At 69.8% G+C, this 15,988-nt stretch carries 17 protein-coding genes and 2 pseudogenes; 9 read left to right on the forward strand and 10 right to left on the reverse strand.

The features are described 5' to 3' along the window. Nucleotides 1-301: pseudogene (locus ADY59_RS11580) on the reverse strand (serine/threonine-protein kinase); the annotation flags it as partial. 105 nt (nucleotides 302-406) lie between these two features. Here ADY59_RS11580 and ADY59_RS51245 point away from each other — a divergent pair. Further along, on the forward strand, nucleotides 407-559 hold the full coding sequence (locus ADY59_RS51245; RefSeq protein ID WP_197093555.1) for a hypothetical protein: 153 nt from the start codon (nucleotides 407-409) through the stop codon (nucleotides 557-559). 103 nt (nucleotides 560-662) lie between these two features. Here ADY59_RS51245 and ADY59_RS11585 read toward each other — a convergent pair whose 3' ends face one another. Further along, nucleotides 663-1,637: a GNAT family N-acetyltransferase gene (locus ADY59_RS11585; RefSeq protein ID WP_049561271.1), complete on the reverse strand. Its 975-nt coding sequence runs from the start codon at nucleotides 1,635-1,637 to the stop codon at nucleotides 663-665. Between the two features lie 44 nt (nucleotides 1,638-1,681). Next, nucleotides 1,682-1,927, reverse strand: a complete 246-nt coding sequence (locus ADY59_RS11590) for a DUF2630 family protein (protein WP_049561274.1) — start codon at nucleotides 1,925-1,927, stop codon at nucleotides 1,682-1,684. Between the two features lie 306 nt (nucleotides 1,928-2,233). Between ADY59_RS11590 and leuA the strand changes: the two genes are divergently transcribed. Next, nucleotides 2,234-3,940 carry a 2-isopropylmalate synthase gene (leuA, locus tag ADY59_RS11595; protein ID WP_049561276.1) on the forward strand — a complete coding sequence of 569 codons (1,707 nt, stop codon included), beginning with the start codon at nucleotides 2,234-2,236 and terminating at the stop codon, nucleotides 3,938-3,940. Here leuA and ADY59_RS11600 read toward each other — a convergent pair. The 6 genes and pseudogenes from ADY59_RS11600 to ADY59_RS53955 form a co-directional block, all read right to left on the reverse strand. Next, a complete protein-coding gene (locus ADY59_RS11600) occupies nucleotides 3,921-4,271 on the reverse strand; it encodes a hypothetical protein (RefSeq protein WP_156325425.1) in 351 nt (116 codons plus the stop codon). The two genes, leuA and ADY59_RS11600, sit on opposite strands and share 20 nt — an antisense overlap. A 284-nt stretch (nucleotides 4,272-4,555) precedes the next feature. Beyond that, nucleotides 4,556-6,763, reverse strand: coding sequence for a hypothetical protein (locus tag ADY59_RS11605; RefSeq protein ID WP_049561281.1), 2,208 nt, complete (start codon nucleotides 6,761-6,763; stop codon nucleotides 4,556-4,558). Further along, nucleotides 6,760-7,002, reverse strand: a complete 243-nt coding sequence (locus ADY59_RS11610) for a hypothetical protein (protein WP_049561284.1) — start codon at nucleotides 7,000-7,002, stop codon at nucleotides 6,760-6,762. Before ADY59_RS11610 ends, ADY59_RS11605 begins: the two co-directional genes overlap by 4 nt. Before the next feature lie 275 nt (nucleotides 7,003-7,277). Next, a complete protein-coding gene (locus ADY59_RS11615; RefSeq protein ID WP_049561286.1) occupies nucleotides 7,278-7,490 on the reverse strand; it encodes a DUF397 domain-containing protein in 213 nt (70 codons plus the stop codon). Further along, on the reverse strand, nucleotides 7,478-7,891 hold the full coding sequence (locus tag ADY59_RS52460) for a DUF5753 domain-containing protein (protein ID WP_269433576.1): 414 nt from the start codon (nucleotides 7,889-7,891) through the stop codon (nucleotides 7,478-7,480). Before ADY59_RS52460 ends, ADY59_RS11615 begins: the two co-directional genes overlap by 13 nt. Before the next feature lie 10 nt (nucleotides 7,892-7,901). Then, a pseudogene (locus ADY59_RS53955) lies at nucleotides 7,902-8,369 on the reverse strand (Scr1 family TA system antitoxin-like transcriptional regulator); the annotation flags it as partial. A gap of 75 nt (nucleotides 8,370-8,444) precedes the next feature. Here ADY59_RS53955 and ADY59_RS11630 point away from each other — a divergent pair. From ADY59_RS11630 to ADY59_RS11655, 6 genes are all read left to right on the forward strand, one after another. After that, nucleotides 8,445-8,942, forward strand: a complete 498-nt coding sequence (locus ADY59_RS11630) for an ATP-binding protein (protein WP_156325426.1) — start codon at nucleotides 8,445-8,447, stop codon at nucleotides 8,940-8,942. Then, complete coding sequence (locus ADY59_RS11635; RefSeq protein WP_156325427.1) at nucleotides 8,939-9,310, forward strand: hypothetical protein; 372 nt, start codon at nucleotides 8,939-8,941, stop codon at nucleotides 9,308-9,310. The genes ADY59_RS11630 and ADY59_RS11635 overlap by 4 nt, the downstream gene beginning before the upstream one ends. A 16-nt stretch (nucleotides 9,311-9,326) precedes the next feature. Beyond that, nucleotides 9,327-10,175: an SDR family oxidoreductase gene (locus ADY59_RS11640; RefSeq protein ID WP_049561300.1), complete on the forward strand. Its 849-nt coding sequence runs from the start codon at nucleotides 9,327-9,329 to the stop codon at nucleotides 10,173-10,175. Nucleotides 10,176-10,529: 354 nt separating this feature from the next. Then, on the forward strand, nucleotides 10,530-11,912 hold the full coding sequence (locus tag ADY59_RS11645; RefSeq protein ID WP_231618667.1) for an MFS transporter: 1,383 nt from the start codon (nucleotides 10,530-10,532) through the stop codon (nucleotides 11,910-11,912). After that, nucleotides 11,909-14,227, forward strand: a complete 2,319-nt coding sequence (locus ADY59_RS11650) for a PEP/pyruvate-binding domain-containing protein (RefSeq protein WP_049561302.1) — start codon at nucleotides 11,909-11,911, stop codon at nucleotides 14,225-14,227. The genes ADY59_RS11645 and ADY59_RS11650 overlap by 4 nt, the downstream gene beginning before the upstream one ends. Nucleotides 14,228-14,252: 25 nt before the next feature. Then, on the forward strand, nucleotides 14,253-14,858 hold the full coding sequence (locus ADY59_RS11655) for a TetR/AcrR family transcriptional regulator (RefSeq protein WP_049561304.1): 606 nt from the start codon (nucleotides 14,253-14,255) through the stop codon (nucleotides 14,856-14,858). Here the strand turns inward: ADY59_RS11655 and ADY59_RS11660 are convergent. Then, nucleotides 14,830-15,525: a TetR/AcrR family transcriptional regulator gene (locus ADY59_RS11660; RefSeq protein ID WP_049561306.1), complete on the reverse strand. Its 696-nt coding sequence runs from the start codon at nucleotides 15,523-15,525 to the stop codon at nucleotides 14,830-14,832. The two genes, ADY59_RS11655 and ADY59_RS11660, sit on opposite strands and share 29 nt — an antisense overlap. A gap of 114 nt (nucleotides 15,526-15,639) precedes the next feature. Here ADY59_RS11660 and ADY59_RS11665 point away from each other — a divergent pair, with 114 nt between their 5' ends. Then, on the forward strand, nucleotides 15,640-15,987 hold the full coding sequence (locus ADY59_RS11665) for a YrdB family protein (RefSeq protein ID WP_049561308.1): 348 nt from the start codon (nucleotides 15,640-15,642) through the stop codon (nucleotides 15,985-15,987). The last annotated feature ends 1 nt before the right edge of the window (nucleotide 15,988 follow it).

Raw genomic sequence — 15,988 nt, forward strand, 5'->3', positions numbered from 1 at the left:
GGGGGACGCTGAGGTGGTCCAGGAGGGGCTGGGCGGTGGGCCGGTCGGCGGAGAGGGCCGCCAGGACCAGGTCAAGCGGCGGGCCCGGCGGCGGTGGCAGCCGTGGCGGCTCATGGACGATGTGGAACAGGATCGCCGGGATCGACCCGGCGGCGAAAGCCACCACGCACCCCCAGGAGAACACGTCCGGCGCCGACCCGACGGACCCGCCCCGCACCTGCTCCGGCGACATGGACGCCGGCGAGCCCACGCTGGCGCTGCTCAGGTCGACGCCGCCCAGCCGGGCGATGCCGAAGTCCATGACCTTGCCGGGCGTGTTCGCGGAGGGTGTCGAGCCGCCGCCCGACAGCAGCGAGCCGAGCAGGTAGGTGGCGGCCCGGCCTGGGAAAGCAGCACGTCCGACGGCGTGAGGTCGCGGTGCGCCACGCCCGCGCCGTGGATTGCGCGCAAGGCGGCCGCCATCGCCGCCGGCCCGTCGAGTGCCGATCTGCGCAACGGCCCGGAGCGGCGCACCGCCTCGTCCAGGCTCGGCCCCTCCACGTACCCGGTCACCAGGTAGACGGTGCCCATGCCGCCCTCGCCCAGGCGGCCCAGCAGGGTGTACGGCCAGACGCGCAACGGATCCCCGTCCCTCAGCGCAGCCAAGCTCATGGATCGTCTGGCTAGACGTCGAGCCGCCAGTCGTTCCACTCGTCCAGCAGCTCGAACCCCATGGCCTCGTTGATCGCCAGCATGTGCGCGTTGGACCGGGCGTTCCAGGTGATGATCCGCTCCACGCCGGGTTCGCTCTCGCGCAGCCAGAGCAGGTTCGTCAGCTTGAGCAGCAGCCCGAGCCGGTGGCCGCGGTGCGCGGGCAGTACGGTCGTGTCGGCCTGGGAGGCCCAGCCGTCCGGTTCGTCGCCCGTCAGGATGATCCGCGAGTAGCCCGCAGGTGCGCCGTCGGCGACGCGCCGCACCAGCACGCTGTACGTGGTCTCGCCCGTCAGCTCGATGCGCTCCTCGCCCTGGCGTACGCGGTCGAGCGAGAAGCTGGCGGCCTCGACGCCCTCGTCGCGAGGTGCGTCGTTCATGCCGTTCATGACGGTGGCGAGGTCGGGCAGCAGGTCCGGCCCCGCCGGGCCGAGCCAGCGCTCCACGCGATAGCCGTCGGGCTCCGGCAGCATGCGCCGCAGGCCGTCCCAGTCGGCCCGGCGCAGGTCGAGCACCCGGCGCGCCTCACCGAGCGAGAACGTGAAACCGCGCGCCTTGGCGAACCGCGCACCGGCGCCCTCGGCCGGCGTCTCGGTCAGCACCAGGCCCCGGCCGGCGGCACGTACGCGCTCGACGGCGTGCGCGAGCAACGCCGAGCCCACGCCGGCGCGCTGCCGCTCCGGACGGACCACCAGCGTCGCCAGGCGGCTCAGATGGGTGTTGTCGTCCACCGGGTGGGCCAGCCCGTAGCCGCCGAGAACCTCCCCGCCGTCGACCGCCACCCACGCCTCGGCGCGCGCTCCGGGAAAGCCCTCGGTCAACTCCACTTCGAGGCGTCTGCGGGACCACAGCGGCCCCGGCACGCCGGCGTACGCCGCGGCGAACGCGTCATGGAACGCGGTGAGCAGCCCGCCCGGCCGCTCGGGGTCGATCCGCTGGATCTGCATACGACCAGCCAAACGTACCGGCGCCCCGGAGGCGACCGATTTTCTCACTGGCGGTAGTTCTCCACCTCGCCGGCCGGCCGTACGGCGGCGTCGTCGGGGTTCTCGCCCGCGTTGCGGCGGGCGCGGCGCTGGCGCAGCAGGTCCCAGCACTGGTCGAGCGCCGTCTCCAGTTCCTTGACCCGGGCGCTCTCCTCGTCCGAGGCGACCTCGCCCGCCCGCAGCCTGTCGCGCAGGTCGCGCTCCTCGTCGACCAGCGCGCCGATCCTGCTGAGAATCTCGTTGTCCCGCATGCCCAAGATCCTACGTAACGTGTGCTAGAACACGCCCTATGCCGGGTATCGCGCTGGTAAGAAAGCCCCGCCCGCGACGTCGTCTCCCGCGCTGTCCTTGACCGGCCTGTAGCCGGGCTCGCTCCTGCGGGTTCTCACCATGCGAGAACAGGGGCGGTCCACGGCGAGACGTCTGGTAGCGTGAACGGCATGCTGCGCGGACTCCTTCTTAGCTGCCGCGGCGGGGGCCACTGAGGCCGGCTCCCTCGCCGCGGAGCCAGTCATGCGCGTCGGCCGCTTCCATCCGACCGACGAGGAGCACCCGACATGACCGCCCAGCAGCCCAGCGCGATGCCGTTCCAGCGCTACCAACCCTTCGAGCCGATCCGGCTGACCGATCGCACCTGGCCCGACCAGGTGATCACCAAGGCCCCGCGCTGGTGCGCGGTCGACCTGCGTGACGGCAACCAGGCGCTGATCGACCCCATGGACTCCCACCGCAAGCTCCAGATGTTCGAGCTGCTGGTGAAGATGGGCTACAAGGAGATCGAGGTAGGCTTCCCGGCCGCTTCGCAGACCGACTTCGACTTCGTCCGGCAGATCATCGACGAGGGCCGCATCCCCGACGACGTCGTGATCCAGGTGCTGACCCAGGCCAGGCCCGAGCTCATCGAGCGCACCTACGAAGCCATCCAGGGCGCCAAGCAGGCCATCGTCCACCTGTACAACTCCACCTCCACGCTGCAGCGCCGCGTCGTGTTCGGCCAGGACAAGGACGGCATCACCGCCATCGCGGTCGAGGGCGCCAAACTGGTCAAGAAGCTCGCCGACGCCTCCGACGTCGACGTCTACTTCGAATACTCGCCGGAGTCGTTCACCGGCACCGAGCTGGAGTACGCCGTCGAGGTGTGCGACGCCGTCAACGAGGTGTGGCAGCCGACCCCCGACCGCAAGGTCATCGTCAACCTGCCCGCCACCGTCGAGATGGCCACGCCCAACATCTACGCCGACCAGATCGAGTGGATGCACCGCAACCTCAAGCACCGCGACTCGATCGTCCTGTCGCTGCACCCGCACAACGACCGAGGCAGCGCCGTGGCCGCCGCCGAGCTCGGCTACATGGCCGGCGCCGACCGCATCGAAGGCTGCCTGTTCGGCAACGGCGAGCGCACCGGCAACGTCTGCCTGGTCACGCTCGGCATGAACCTGTTCTCCCAGGGCGTCGACCCCGAGATCGACTTCAGCGACATCGACGAGATCCGCCGCGTCACCGAATACTGCAACCAGCTGCCCGTCCACCCGCGCCACCCGTGGGGCGGCGAGCTCGTCTACACCGCCTTCTCCGGCTCCCACCAGGACGCCATCAAGAAGGGCTTCGAACACCTGGAGGCCGACGCCGCCACCGCCGGCGTCCCGGTCGACTCCCACACGTGGGCCGTGCCGTACCTGCCGATCGACCCCAAGGACATCGGCCGCACCTACGAGGCCGTCATCCGCGTCAACAGCCAGTCCGGCAAGGGCGGCGTCGCCTACATCATGAAGGCCGACCACCAGCTCGACCTGCCGCGCCGGCTGCAGATCGAGTTCTCCAAGGTCGTCCAGTCGCGCACCGACGCCGAAGGCGGCGAGATCAGCCCGGCCGCGATGTACGGCATCTTCCAGGACGAATACCTGCCGACGCCGCACAACCGGTGGGGACGCCTCGGCCTCATGGCCCACCGCCACGAATCCACGGTCGACGGCCAGGACCGCATCAGCGCCGACGTCCGCATCGACGGCGAGATCCGCGAGGTCGCCGGCACCGGCAACGGCCCCATCTCGGCCTTCATCGACGCGATCGCGTCGGTGGGCATCCAGGCGCGGGTACTCGACTACGTGGAGCACGCCATGAGCGCCGGCACCGACGCCAAGGCCGCCTCCTACCTGGAGTGCGAGGTCAACGGAATGGTGCTGTGGGGTGTCGGCATCGATGCCAACACCACTACGGCTTCGTTGAAGGCTATTATCTCGGCGGTCAACCGGGCTTACCGGTGAGCTTTGCTTGAGGGCTGCTGTGCGGCTGGGCTCCCTGGGGGGTGCAGTCGTACAGCTCGCCGTAGCGCTTTTGGGCTATGCGCATGAGCGCGATCAGGTCTTGGATACCGTCCCGGCCTTTGGCTACTTGGGCTAGGTCGATGTCGATTAGCCGATCTTCGTTGTCGCAGCGAAACTTGGCGCTTACTCGGTACGGCTGGTCCGCGAAGATCGAATCCGGCATGTACCCAGCCATGCCGTCGCCCAGATCGCTAGGGATCGTAATCCCGCCATGCCTCGTAAATACAGCACGCCTGTCATCCATTAGAAAGCCCAGATGTTCTTGAGGCATGCCTGGACCCTCGTGCATCCACCACACTTCCAGAGGTGGAGGGGTCCTCTCGGGAGCCGAGCAGTTGCCGTTTCTCTCTGTGCCAGCGGTCTCCTCGGTAAGCGCCCCGGCGACGCCACTGACCAGACGAAACGCCTGTTCAGGAATGAACCTACATACGTATGGCGAGGAATCAACGACTGACTGGGAAGGTGGAGCAGGTGTGGAGGCGATGTCCTTCTCCGGGGCGCAGGCTACGACAAAAAATACCAGAGCTACCAGAGGGACAGGCAGGTGTGAATGTCTCACTGTCCGCCTCCGGAGGATGATGGGATCCTGAGATTGAGATAGTCGTCAACCTCGGTAGTACGGTGGAAGGTGCCCTTGAAGCGATCGAGCAGGTCGTTGCTTCCTCCGGCTGTACGAGCCCACTTGAGGAATTCGCTATACTCTTGCGGAGTCATCTCCGAGAAGGGTTTGATCGTCCGCGCGTTACCAGCAGCAAAAATCTGCTTTTCCAAGCCAAGTCCGTCGAGCATGCCCTTGTTCAACATGGCTGTAGCCAGCATTTGCTCGGCCAGCCTCTCCACCCCCAGCCGATTGTCCGCTAGTTTCTGGTGGTTCTTATCGAGGTCTGGCCCTTTCTCAGCCATCCGCAGGGCGACTTGCCTGGCGATCTCGTCGTACCCAGCTCCCGAGAGCTTCTCGTACCCCGTGCTGATCAGGTGGCTGAACGCGCCCGTGGCTACCTCCCCTACCTGTCTGGCTCCCGGCATCGGGAGTAGCCCAACCGCGTTGCGCACCATGATTCTTAGCGTCTCGTCTGCCTTTTTGTCGTCCAGATTTTGAGCGATCAGTACCTGGCGACGAGTTTCCACGATGTGGTTGAAGGGGGAAGCTTCTGCCACGGTTTGGTCTGTCAGAAACTGCTTGACGTCGGCCTTACCGACACGCCCATCTCCGTCGAAGTCGAAGTGCTTGACGTCGGCCTTTGTGAAGCCGAGCCGTTCAGCGTTGGAGGCGTCGAGGCCGACCGGAGGAACGGTGTCGAGCGCCGCCTTCATATGCTCGGTCTGCGCACTCACCAGCGCCTCGAACCCGGCATCGTGGGAGGTAGCCAAGAGCAGCGCGTAGGACATGTCCTCCGGCGCGACTTTCCCGAAAGTAGCATGGTTCAGGTAGAGCCGAGACAGTTGGTCTACGTTTGCGGCAATCGCCCGGGCCAGGGGGTAACTCAGAGGCGCGTATCGATCGAATACCTCTCTGTTGGTGATTTTCAAGTTGCCGTCGTCTGCCTTGCCGAAGGCGCCACGCACCTCGTCGGCGAGGATTTTCGTCATCTCGGCGGCCAGTTTCTGAGAGGTCGCATCCTGGCCGGTGGTAGCAGTGATCAGCATGTCGTTGAACGGCGCGTAGTCCCTTTGATAGGAGGAAGCCCCCCACCGGGTCGTCAGCAGGTAGTCCAGTACGGACTCCTTCCATCCGGTCGGTGTGTGGTTCAGCAGCGCATGGGATGCCTCCCGGTTGGACTTGGCCGCATGGAATAGGTCGTCCACCACCGAGGACGACCCCCTTCCGCCAGGAACGCCCGCATGCGTCCCCTGTCTCAGCAGAGTGCCGAGGCCGAGCGTGCCGGCCAGGTCCACGATGGGGACCTGCGCACCCCCCAAGGCGCGTCCCAGGAGGTCCTTGCTCGCCGCCCATTGATCCTTGCGCTGCTCGTGCTCGTAGGCGATCACGTCTCGCCCGACGACCTCCATGAACTCCTTGGAGAAGGGCGTCCGCCCGTCATGGGCCCGCCAGATGAGCGCCTGGGCCTGGTAGCCCGAGTACGTGATGGCGCCGGACTTGTGCTCGGATCGGCCTTCCTGGGTCAGGTCCTTGAGGAAGCCGGCGCCCATGTACGAGGGGTCCTTGGGGTTCGTGCCTTTGGCCAGGACGGTGGCGAGCATGCTGAGGATCTTGGGCCCGGAGGCGGAGAGCCGGTCGGCGCGGTCGGTGTCCTCGCGGTTCAGGGCGTCGCGCAACTGGGCGGCGAGTGAGCCGGGCACCCGCGTCACGTCCTGGGCGCCCAGGGTGCCCAGGAACGTCTTGACGAACTCCGGGTCGCCGGCCCGTGCCGCGTACTTCTCCAGTTCGGCCAGCGCCTTGGCGTCGCCGTCGGCCGCCTTCAGCGCGGCGCGGCCGGCGAGGGTGCCGTGGAGCAGGCCCTTGGCGGTGTCCAGCTGGTCGGGCATCTCCACGAAGCTGCCGGCGGGGGTGCTCCTGCCGAAGGTGACCTTCTGCCGTTGCAGCTCGTGGACCAGCTGCTGCCGCCGCCGCAGGTCGTCGGCCTGCGTGGTGACCCGTACGGCCAGCTCGCGCAGCCGCGCGGCCGGGGCGGTGTCGAGCCCGGCCCCGTGCAGCTCGCGATGCAGGGCCTGTGCCAGCTGCTCCAGTTGCCGGGCCGCCTCGGTGTGCTTGCCGGTCATCGCGTCGAACTCGGACGGCTTGACACCGGTGAAGCCGCTCATGGGGTGTCCCGCAGCGAGGCGAGTTTCCGGTTCGCGCTGTGGACGGCTTCGGTGAGCATGGCCCACAGCTCGCGTTGGTCGGTGTGGATCTGGGTGCCGAACCGGGCGCCCGCCGGGCCCACCCACGCGTCGTCCTCCATGAGACGGCAGGAGGGGGTGAGCGCCCACCAGTGCTCGTCCGACAGCCGCTGGATCCGCTCCGCCGCGGCCCGCATCGCCTCGCGGTCGAGGTCAGCCACGATGATCCCCTCATACGGCTCGCTGCACAGGACAAGATCAGGAGGCGGCGTTCCTCCACTTCTCTCAGACGGTAATCAACATCACGTCAACAAAACAAGTTGAAGGTCAGTGAAAGTATGAGCGCGTTCGAGATTTGACCGGGATTGAAGGGGTTTGGCACACAAAAGAATCGCCACTCCCCTTCAGTGGGGAGTGGCGTCTGTCAGTGGCTTATGGATCTCTTCTTCGCGCAAGAATGAAACCGGCGGCTTCGTTGAACGTCAAGGTGAAGGGATCAGTCGAACTCGCCGTCCTTCACGCCGCCGATGAAAGCGGCCCACTCCTCCGAGGTGAAGATCAGTGCCGGGCCGGTGGGGTTCTTGCTGTCACGGACGCCACGGCCGCCTCCGGGAAGTTCGGCGACCTCGACGCAGTTGCCGCCATCGGGTCCTGATCGGGTGGATTTGCGCCATGTGGCGGTGGCGACTTCTCGGGTCAGTTCGTCCATCGCTGCAGCGTCTCCTTGATCACGTTCAGGGACTCGCGCTGGGGCAATGCTTCGGAGCGAATCCCCTCATATCTATATGTTAAGACGCTGACGTCTTCGGGTCGCTCTGTTACTCGGCTCATGATTCCGGCGGACTCGACATATGCTGTGTCGAAGACCCCTCGTGCTTGTGCGATGGCGAACCCGCCGGCCAGCCCCATGGTGGAGCACGCCGAGAGAGGGAGGACCTGGATCGTGGTCCGGGGCGTACGCCCTGCTTCGAGGAGGCGGGTGAGCTGCGCCGACATCACGGCAGGGCTGCCGATCGGGCGATGCAGGACCGCCTCGTCGAGCACGACCCACAGCAACGGAGGCTTGGGGCCGCCGGAGGATGCTCTGGCGTTCCATCCGCGCGATGACATGCTCTTCGACCTGCTCGGGCGTCACGCCGACGTCGCCGCTCAGCACGGCCCTGGCGTAGTCCTCGGTTTGGAGCAGGCCGGGGACGACCAGCGGCTCCCAGGTGCGGATCGCCTCCGCGGTGGCCTCCACGTCGAGCCACGGCCGGAACCACGGCGGCGCCGAAGCGTGGCTGACCATCGGCCACAGCCGCATCAGCGCCCCCTCCGCCTCCAGCGCCTCGTCGCAGCGGCGGGCGAAATCCTCCGTCGGCGACCGCCTGGCCGTCTCGATCATGCTGATCGTGCCGACGGAGCACGACACCGCCTTCGACAACCGGATCTGCGACCAGCTTCGAGCCTTGCGGTGTCGTCGCAGCTCGAAGCCGAAGAGTGCGGTGGGCGAGTCGGCGGGGCACAGCTCGCTTTCCCTTGGCACCTGACCTCCCGGGGGGACTGCCGCCAGTTTCAACGGGACTTTCATCGAAACAGTTGATGGCATGGCGAAGTCAATCAGCTACACATCGTAGTCAACGCTTGGGATGGTTGAAAGGCCGATCGAGGCCGACTTCTTCAAGTGGGTGAAGTGATGAAAGCAGCGAGCGCCGAGCCGAGGGTCATCGGCTCGATCCAGCTGGTGGGCATTCGTGAATCCGTCTCGCACGCCCGTTCAGAAGTACGCAGGTGGCTTGGGGACGATCACACCGCTGTCGATGACGCCGTGCTGGCGGCGTCCGAACTCGTGACGAACGCGCTCCGGCACTCGGACGCCAGGCCGTACGACTTCATCGGTCTCACCGTTCTGGCGGGAGACGGGATGGTGTATGTGGAAGTGCGTGATCCTGGTTCCGCGTTCTCCGGGCCGCATCTCCGGCAGGAGCCGGAGGCGGAGGACGGCCGTGGGCTGCTGATCGTCCGCGAGATCTCACAGGGCTGGGGAATTCGCGAGCACGGGCGCGGGCTGGGTCGAACCGTCTGGTGCGCCATCCGGGCCGATCTTCCTTCCCGTCCAACAGGTGTCCGGCCCGCTCCTGAGCGCGTCCTGCGGAGCGCGGGGGTACCGTCGAGCCCATGATGAAGATCACGACGACGATCGCCGGGGCTGGGCTGTTAACGTTCGTGGTGGCCGGGTGCGGCCTCAGTGCTGAGTCGGCGGCCGCCTGTGAGGCGGGCCGCAACGTCGCCAGGAAGATGGCGGACGACAGCTACAGGCTGGCGACGTTCTCCCTGAAGCAGGACATGACGGGGCCCCTGGCCAAGGAGCTGACCTCCAGGGCGGAGAAGGCCGGCAGCGACATCCGGGACGCCATCAACGCCCAGGCGGCGGCCATCGTCGAGCTCCGCGAGGTTCTGGGCAGTTCGCAGGGGCAGGACGCGGTCAAGGCGGCCAACGAGAAGCTCGACCGGGCCGGCGCGCGGGTGATGGAGGTCTGCCCCGAGTGATGACACGCTGGCCGGCATGGGACATGACGCGAGGATCGCGATCACCGGGGTGACCGGTTACGTGGGTAGCGGGGTGGCTCGCAGGCTGGCGGCCGAGGGGGTGTCGCTGCGGCTGGTGGCGCGCGACCCAGACCGGGTGCCCCGGCTGCCGGGTGCGGTCGTCGAGCGGGCGTCGTTCGGTGACGGGGAGGCGGTGCGGCGCGCGGTGGCCGGGGCCGAGGTGGTGCTCATGGTGTCGGCGTCGGAGGCGGCCGACCGGCTGGCCGACCATCGCGCGTTCGTCGAGGCGGCGGCCGGGGCCGGGGTCCGGCATCTGGTCTACACGTCCTTCTTCGGGGCCGCGCCGGAGGCTGCGTTCACGCTGGCGCGCGATCACTGGGCTACCGAGGAGTGCATCCGCGCGTCCGGGATGGCGTTCACGTTTCTGCGCGACAACCTGTATGCCGACTTCCTGCCCGCGATGGCGGGGGAGGACGGGGTGATCCGGGGGCCGGCGGGTGACGGCCGGGTGGCGGCGGTCGCCCGCGACGACGTGGCCGACGCCGCGGCGGCCGTGCTGTCCGGGCCGGGGCGGCACGAGAGGGCGACGTACGACCTCACCGGGCCGCAGGCGCTCACCCTGGCCGAGGTGGCCGCCGTGCTGACCGGGGCGGGCGACCGCGAGATCACCTACCACGCCGAGACCGTCGAGGAGGCGTACCGCTCGCGGGCCTCGTACGGTGCGCCGCCTTGGCAGGTGGACGCCTGGGTGTCCACGTACACGGCGATCGCGAGCGGTGAGCTCGATGGAGTCAGCGGCGACGTCGCCCGGCTGACCGGCCACCCGGCCACCGCGCTGGCCGACCTGCTCCGCCGCCGGGCGTAGCACAGCGAAGGGCGCGCACAGACAGCGAAGGGTGCGGAAGCGCAGCGTAAGGTGCGGAAGCGTGCGACCCGCCCCGCCTGCCGTGGTGACGGTGATGGGCAGGGGGTGGGCGCCGGGTGCGTAGGTCTCAGTGGCGTGGACGGAGACGCCGAAGCGCCGGCACTCCCGCCTGGCTCGGTGGGCCCGGACGATGACCGCGACGGCGGTGCCGAACTGTGCCCGGCGGGAGACGGGTGCGGAGGCCGCGTGTCCCGTAGCAGGGGGACGGTGCGGCGACGTTAGTGAACGTTGCGTTTCTTAGGGATGACGGTCTACTCTCTTAGAGAACGATCCGTTCTCTAAGGAGTGGTCGGCGTGGGGCTCGTGCTGGCGGGACTGATGCTCGCGATGCTGCTCGGCGCGCTGGACCAGACGATCATGGCCCCCGCCCTGCCCGCCGTCGCCGGGAGCCTCGCGGGCCCCGGCGGGCTGGACCAGATGCCCGCCGTCGTGACCGCCTACCTGGTCGCCGCCACCGTGGTCATGCCCGTGTACGGCAAGCTGGGGGACCGGTTCGGGCGCAAGCTGATGATGCAGGTGGCGATCGTGGTGTTCGTGGCCGGGGCGGTGCTGTGCTCGCTGGCCGCGACGATGCCGCAGTTCATCGTCTTCCGGGCGATCCAGGGCGTCGGCGGCGGCGGGCTGATGATCGGCGCGCAGGCCGTCATCGGGGAGCTCGTCAGCCCCCGGGAGCGGGGCCGCTACCTGGGGCTGATCGGCGCGATGTACATCGTGGCGGCGGTCGGCGGGCCGCTGGTCGGCGGGTTCTTCATCGACAGCGTCGGCTGGCGGTGGATCTTCGCGATCTACCCGCCGCTGGGCGTGCTGGCGTTCGTGCTGCTGACCGCGTCGCTGCGGCTGCCGAGGCCGGTCTCGCGGGCGCCGGTCGACTACGCCGGGGCCGTCACGCTGGCCGTGGCCGTGCTCGGGGTGGTCATGCTGGGGCAGAGCGGCAACCCGTCGTACCTTGCGGTGACGGCCGCCGGGGTGGTGGCCTGGCTGGTGAGCGCCCGGCTCGCCACCGACCCGATCCTGCCGCTGCGGCTGTTCAGGGACCGGGCGTTCGCCGTCCCCGTCGCGATCAGCCTGCTCGTCGGGTTCGCGCTGTTCGGCACCATCACCTACATGCCCGCCTACCTGCAGATCGCGCTCGGCGCCGGCGCGACCCAGGCGGGGCTGCTGGTGACCGCGCTGATGGGCGGCGTGCTGGCCACCACCGTCGTGTCCGGCAGGCTCATCACCAGGACCGGCCGCTACAAGGGTTACCCGATCGCCGGGACTGCGCTGGCCGCCGCGGGGCTGGCCGCGTTGCCGCTCGCCGGTCACGGGGCGGCGGCGCTGGCGGGCGTGCTGCTGGTCATCGGGCTCGGCGTCGGCCTGGTCATGCAGGTCATGGTCCTGGCCGCGCAGAACTCCGTGGACTACGCCGACCTCGGCACCGCCACGTCGGCGGTGACGTTCCTGCGCCAGATCGGCGCCTCCGCCGGGGTCGCGCTCGTGGGGGCGCTGATCACCGCCCAGGTGCCCGGGACGGCCGACCCGTCCCATGTGCCCGCCGCCGCCCGGGCCGCCTTCGCCGACGCCGTGCCGTCCGTGTTCGCCGCCATGGCGCCGCTGCTCGGGCTGGCCTTCCTGCTCGCGCTGGCCCTGCCCGCGCGTCCGCTCCGTACCACCGCGCATGCCGAGGAGAGAGCATGAAACTCGTCGCACCCCTGCGGTCCTTCGGCCGCGCCGACCTCGCCCTGGCGGGCGGCAAGGGGGCCAACCTGGGGGAGCTGATGGCGGGCGGGTTCCCCGTCCCCGACGGCTTCGTCGTCACCACCGACGCCTACGCCCTTGTTGCCGCCGGTCTCAGCACCCGGGAGGCCGTCGAGCGGGCCGAGGTCCCGGCCGAGCTGCGCCGGGCCGTCGCGGGGGCGTACGCGGAACTGGGCGGCGGGCCGGTGGCCGTGCGGTCCAGCGCCACCGCCGAGGACCTGCCGGGGGCCGCGTTCGCCGGCCAGCAGGACACCTACCTCAACGTGGTCGGCGAGGAGGCCCTCGTCGACGCCGTGCGCCGCTGCTGGGGCTCGCTGTGGACGGACCGGGCGGTCGCCTACCGCGACAAGCTCGGCATCGACCACGGCGAGGTGCGCATCGCGGTGGTGGTGCAGCGGATGGTCGAGGCGGAGGCGGCGGGCGTCATGTTCTCCGCCGACCCGGTCACCGGCGAGCGCGGGCACCTGGTGGTCGACGCCAGCACCGGTCTCGGCGAGGCGGTCGTGTCCGGGCTGGTCACCCCCGACCACTACGTGCTCACCCCCGGGGGCGAGGTGAAGGACTTCCGGCCGGGCCGCCGCGAGGTGATCGTGCGGGGCACGGCGGGCGGCGGCGTCGTCCACGAGAGCGGCGACGGCACGCCGGGTGAGCGGCTGCCCGACGCCGCCCTGCGCGAGCTGGCCGGGCTCGGCACCCGGGTCGCCGCCCATTTCGGCCGCCCCCAGGACATGGAGTGGACGTACGCCGGCGGCCGGATCAGCCTCGTCCAGGCCCGCCCGATGACCGCGCTGCCGCCCCCGCCCGTCGGCCGGCTCAACCCGCTGCAGCGCAAACTTCTGACGGTCCTGCTGGAGTACGTGCCCGTGCGGCCCTACCCGATCGACATGACGACCTGGGCCCCGCACGGCCCCGCCGGGCTGATGGCGAAGATGACCGCGTACTTCGGCCTGCGCGGCGCCTTCGAGGGGTTCCTGGAGGAGCGCGACGGCGTCGTCTACCGGCTCAACCCGCCCAGGCCGCATCCCACCCTCCGCGTGCTCGGCACTCCGTACCGTTTCCTGGCCAAGGCCAGGCGGTACGATCCCGCGCGGTGGACCGAGGACCCGCGCTTCCACGCGTTCCTGCGCACGAACCGGGAGCTGACCGAGCTCGACCTGGCCGCGCTGCCCTGGCAGGAGCTGGTCCGGGTGCCGAGACGGACGCTCGACGCCGTGCAGCCCATGGCCGACCTGCGCATCGACTACCTGCCGGGCGCGGGCAGGGCGCTGCTGCGGCTGCTGTCGGCGCTCAAGCTGCGGCGCCGGGGCAAGCTGTTCGGCGCCCTGATCACCGGGGCCCGCACCCGTACCTCCGATGCCAACGACGCTCTGGAGGAGCTGGCCGCCGAGGGGCCGGACGGCGCGCGGTTCGAGGAGATGTTCCGGGCGTTCCTCGCCGAGTACGGCCACCGCGAGACCGCGACCCCGCTCCTGGTCACCCCGCCCACCTGGGCCGACGCCCCGGATACCGTGCTCGGCCTGGTGAAGGTGCTGGCCGCCGGGCCGCCTCGCAAGGCGTCCGGCGACGACGCGCTCGACCGGCTGCTCGCCTCCCTGAAGTCGCCGCGTACCAAGGCGAGGCTCGACCGGCTGGTGCGGGCCGCCCGTGCGGGCGTCGCCTTCCGCGAGGACAGCCACTTCTATTTCACGAAGCCGCTGCCCGTCCTGCGCAGGTCGCTGCTGGAGCTGGGGCGCAGGCTGTTCGACGACCCGCAGGACGTCTTCCACCTGCGGCTGGAGGAGCTGGAGGCGATCACCGACCCCGACACGGCGGACCTGCGGGCGCTGCGGTCCGCGGTGACCGCCCGCGCCGCCAAGCGGGAGGAACTGGCCGGGGTGCGGCTCATCGACCCCCGGGCGATCTACCCCGCGCCGGCGACGGGTGACGCGCTCGTCGCCGGCGCACCCGCGAGCGCCGGCACCGCGACCGGCCCGGTCAAGGTCATCCGCGACCCGTCGGAGTTCGGCAAGCTCGACGGCGGCGACGTGCTCGTCTGCCCCTACACCAACCCGTCGTGGACGCCGCTGTTCCAGCGGGCCGCCGCCGTCGTGGTCGACGCCGGCGGCAGCGCCTCGCACGCCGCGATCGTGGCCAGGGAGTACGGCATCCCCGCGGTCATGGGCACCGGCGACGGCACCGCGGTCCTGGCCGACGGCCGCCTGGTGACGGTCGACGGCGACGCCGGGCTCGTCACGGCGGCTCCGCAGCATGGCTGACCCGATGCCTGACAGGATGGCTGACATGGTCACCGACCACCGCAAACTGCCCCGCCGCCGAGGCGAGGAGCTCAGCGCAGCCATCTACCGGGCGACGCTCGACGAGCTCGCCGAGTCCGGTTACGCCAAGCTGACCATGGAACGGGTCGCCGAGCGGGCCAGGGCGAGCAAGGCGTCGCTCTACCGCCGCTGGCCGACGAGGGTCGCGCTCGTCATGGAGGCCGTCTACCACTCGCTGCCCGACGTCGCCGACGTGCCCGACACCGGCAGCCTGCGCGAAGACCTGCTGGCGACGTTGCGGCGGATGGCGGCGGCGCTGTCGGGGCCGGCCGGCGAGGCCATGCGCGGGCTGCTCAGCGAGGCGCTGCGTGACGAGTCCAGCGCCGCGGTCTTCCGGGCGAGCTCGCAGGGCACCGGCCGCAAGATGCTGACGGAGATCGTCCGGCGGGCGGTCGAGCGCGGTGAGGTCGACCCGGAGGCGGTGACGCCGCGCCGCCTCGACGCCGGGCAGGCGCTGCTCCGGCATCACTTCCTCTTCCAGGGACCGCCCATCCCCGACCAGCTCCTGATCGACATCGTGGACGAGGTCGTCGTCCCGCTCCTCACCGCAGGCCGATCGTCTGGCCCATGAGGCGCATCGCGTGGTCGAAGGCCGTGTGCCGGTCCTCGATCGTGTTCGCGAACTGGCCGAACAGCTCGAAGCTGACCCACCCGTACAGCGCCGTCCACGCCGTCAGGCAGCGGAACACCACGTCGTCGGGCACGCCCGGCATGAGCCCGCGCACCCGCTCGGCGTCCTCGCGCAGCGGCGCCGGGGGAGCGGGCGCCAGGGCGGGCGGCGTCACGGCGCCGGCCGCGTGGGCCTGGGAGACGATCAGCCCCAGCACCGTCACGTCGCGCAGCCGGGCCGCGACCGTGTCCTGCGGCGCCTGGTAGCCGGGCACCGGCGAGCCGTAGAGCAGCGCGTACTCGTGCGGGTGCGCCAGCGCCCACTCGCGCACCCCGTGGCAGACGGCCAGCCAGCGGCCCGGGTAGTCGCCGCTCGCGCAGGCGGCGTCGGCCTGCTCGACCGCCTCGCCGAGCGCGTTGTAGCCATCAATGATCAAGGTGGTCAGCAGGTCGTCGCGGCTCGGGAAATAGCGGTAGATGGCCGACGACACCATGCCCATCTCCCGCGCCACCGCGCGTAGCGACAGCCCGCCCGCGCCCTCGGTGGCGAGCTGGCGGCGGGCGATGTCGGCGATCTCTCGGGTGAGCTCGGCTCTGACACGTTCTCTGGCGGTACGGCTCGCTGTCATGCCCGTCACGCTACCAGAGCACTGAGAGAAAACGAGAGCACTGCTCTTGACGAATGCCGCTCTTTTAGGAGAGCATTGCTCTCGTAAGCGAACGGCAGTCACCGGAGGTAAGCAATGATCGCCAAGGGCGCCAACATGGTCCTGATGTTCATCCTGGAGCTCGGCGTGCTCGCCTCGGCCGGCTACTGGGGTTTCACGCTCAACGCGCACTGGGCGGTCAAGGTGCTCGCCGGGCTCGGCGCTCCGGCGCTGTTCATCGCCGCCTGGGCGCTGTTCGGCGCGGGCGGCGGCGCGAACGCCACCTACCCGCTCACCGGCGCCGCCCGCGTCGTCCTGGAGATCCTCTGGTTCGGCGGCGGCGCGCTGGCGCTCTACGCCGCGGGACAGGCCCGGGTGGCCGCCGTCTTCGCCGTCCTCTTCGTCGTCAACGCGGTCCTCCGCATCGTCTGGAAGCAGGTCTGAT

The organism is Nonomuraea sp. SBT364 (assembly GCF_001083785.1).
GTDB lineage: Bacteria > Actinomycetota > Actinomycetes > Streptosporangiales > Streptosporangiaceae > Nonomuraea.

Coding starts and splice junctions, on each gene's coding strand:
- ADY59_RS11585 (WP_049561271.1), bottom strand. CDS start 1,637: ATGCAGATCCAGCGGATCGACCCCGAGCGGCCGGGCGGGCTGCTCACC.
- ADY59_RS11590 (WP_049561274.1), bottom strand. CDS start 1,927: ATGCGGGACAACGAGATTCTCAGCAGGATCGGCGCGCTGGTCGACGAG.
- leuA (WP_049561276.1), top strand. CDS start 2,234: ATGACCGCCCAGCAGCCCAGCGCGATGCCGTTCCAGCGCTACCAACCC.
- ADY59_RS11600 (WP_156325425.1), bottom strand. CDS start 4,271: ATGCCTCAAGAACATCTGGGCTTTCTAATGGATGACAGGCGTGCTGTA.
- ADY59_RS11605 (WP_049561281.1), bottom strand. CDS start 6,763: ATGAGCGGCTTCACCGGTGTCAAGCCGTCCGAGTTCGACGCGATGACC.
- ADY59_RS11615 (WP_049561286.1), bottom strand. CDS start 7,490: ATGGACGAACTGACCCGAGAAGTCGCCACCGCCACATGGCGCAAATCC.
- ADY59_RS52460 (WP_269433576.1), bottom strand. CDS start 7,891: ATGTCATCGCGCGGATGGAACGCCAGAGCATCCTCCGGCGGCCCCAAG.
- ADY59_RS11635 (WP_156325427.1), top strand. CDS start 8,939: ATGATGAAGATCACGACGACGATCGCCGGGGCTGGGCTGTTAACGTTC.
- ADY59_RS11640 (WP_049561300.1), top strand. CDS start 9,327: ATGGGACATGACGCGAGGATCGCGATCACCGGGGTGACCGGTTACGTG.
- ADY59_RS11650 (WP_049561302.1), top strand. CDS start 11,909: ATGAAACTCGTCGCACCCCTGCGGTCCTTCGGCCGCGCCGACCTCGCC.
- ADY59_RS11655 (WP_049561304.1), top strand. CDS start 14,253: ATGGTCACCGACCACCGCAAACTGCCCCGCCGCCGAGGCGAGGAGCTC.
- ADY59_RS11660 (WP_049561306.1), bottom strand. CDS start 15,525: ATGACAGCGAGCCGTACCGCCAGAGAACGTGTCAGAGCCGAGCTCACC.
- ADY59_RS11665 (WP_049561308.1), top strand. CDS start 15,640: ATGATCGCCAAGGGCGCCAACATGGTCCTGATGTTCATCCTGGAGCTC.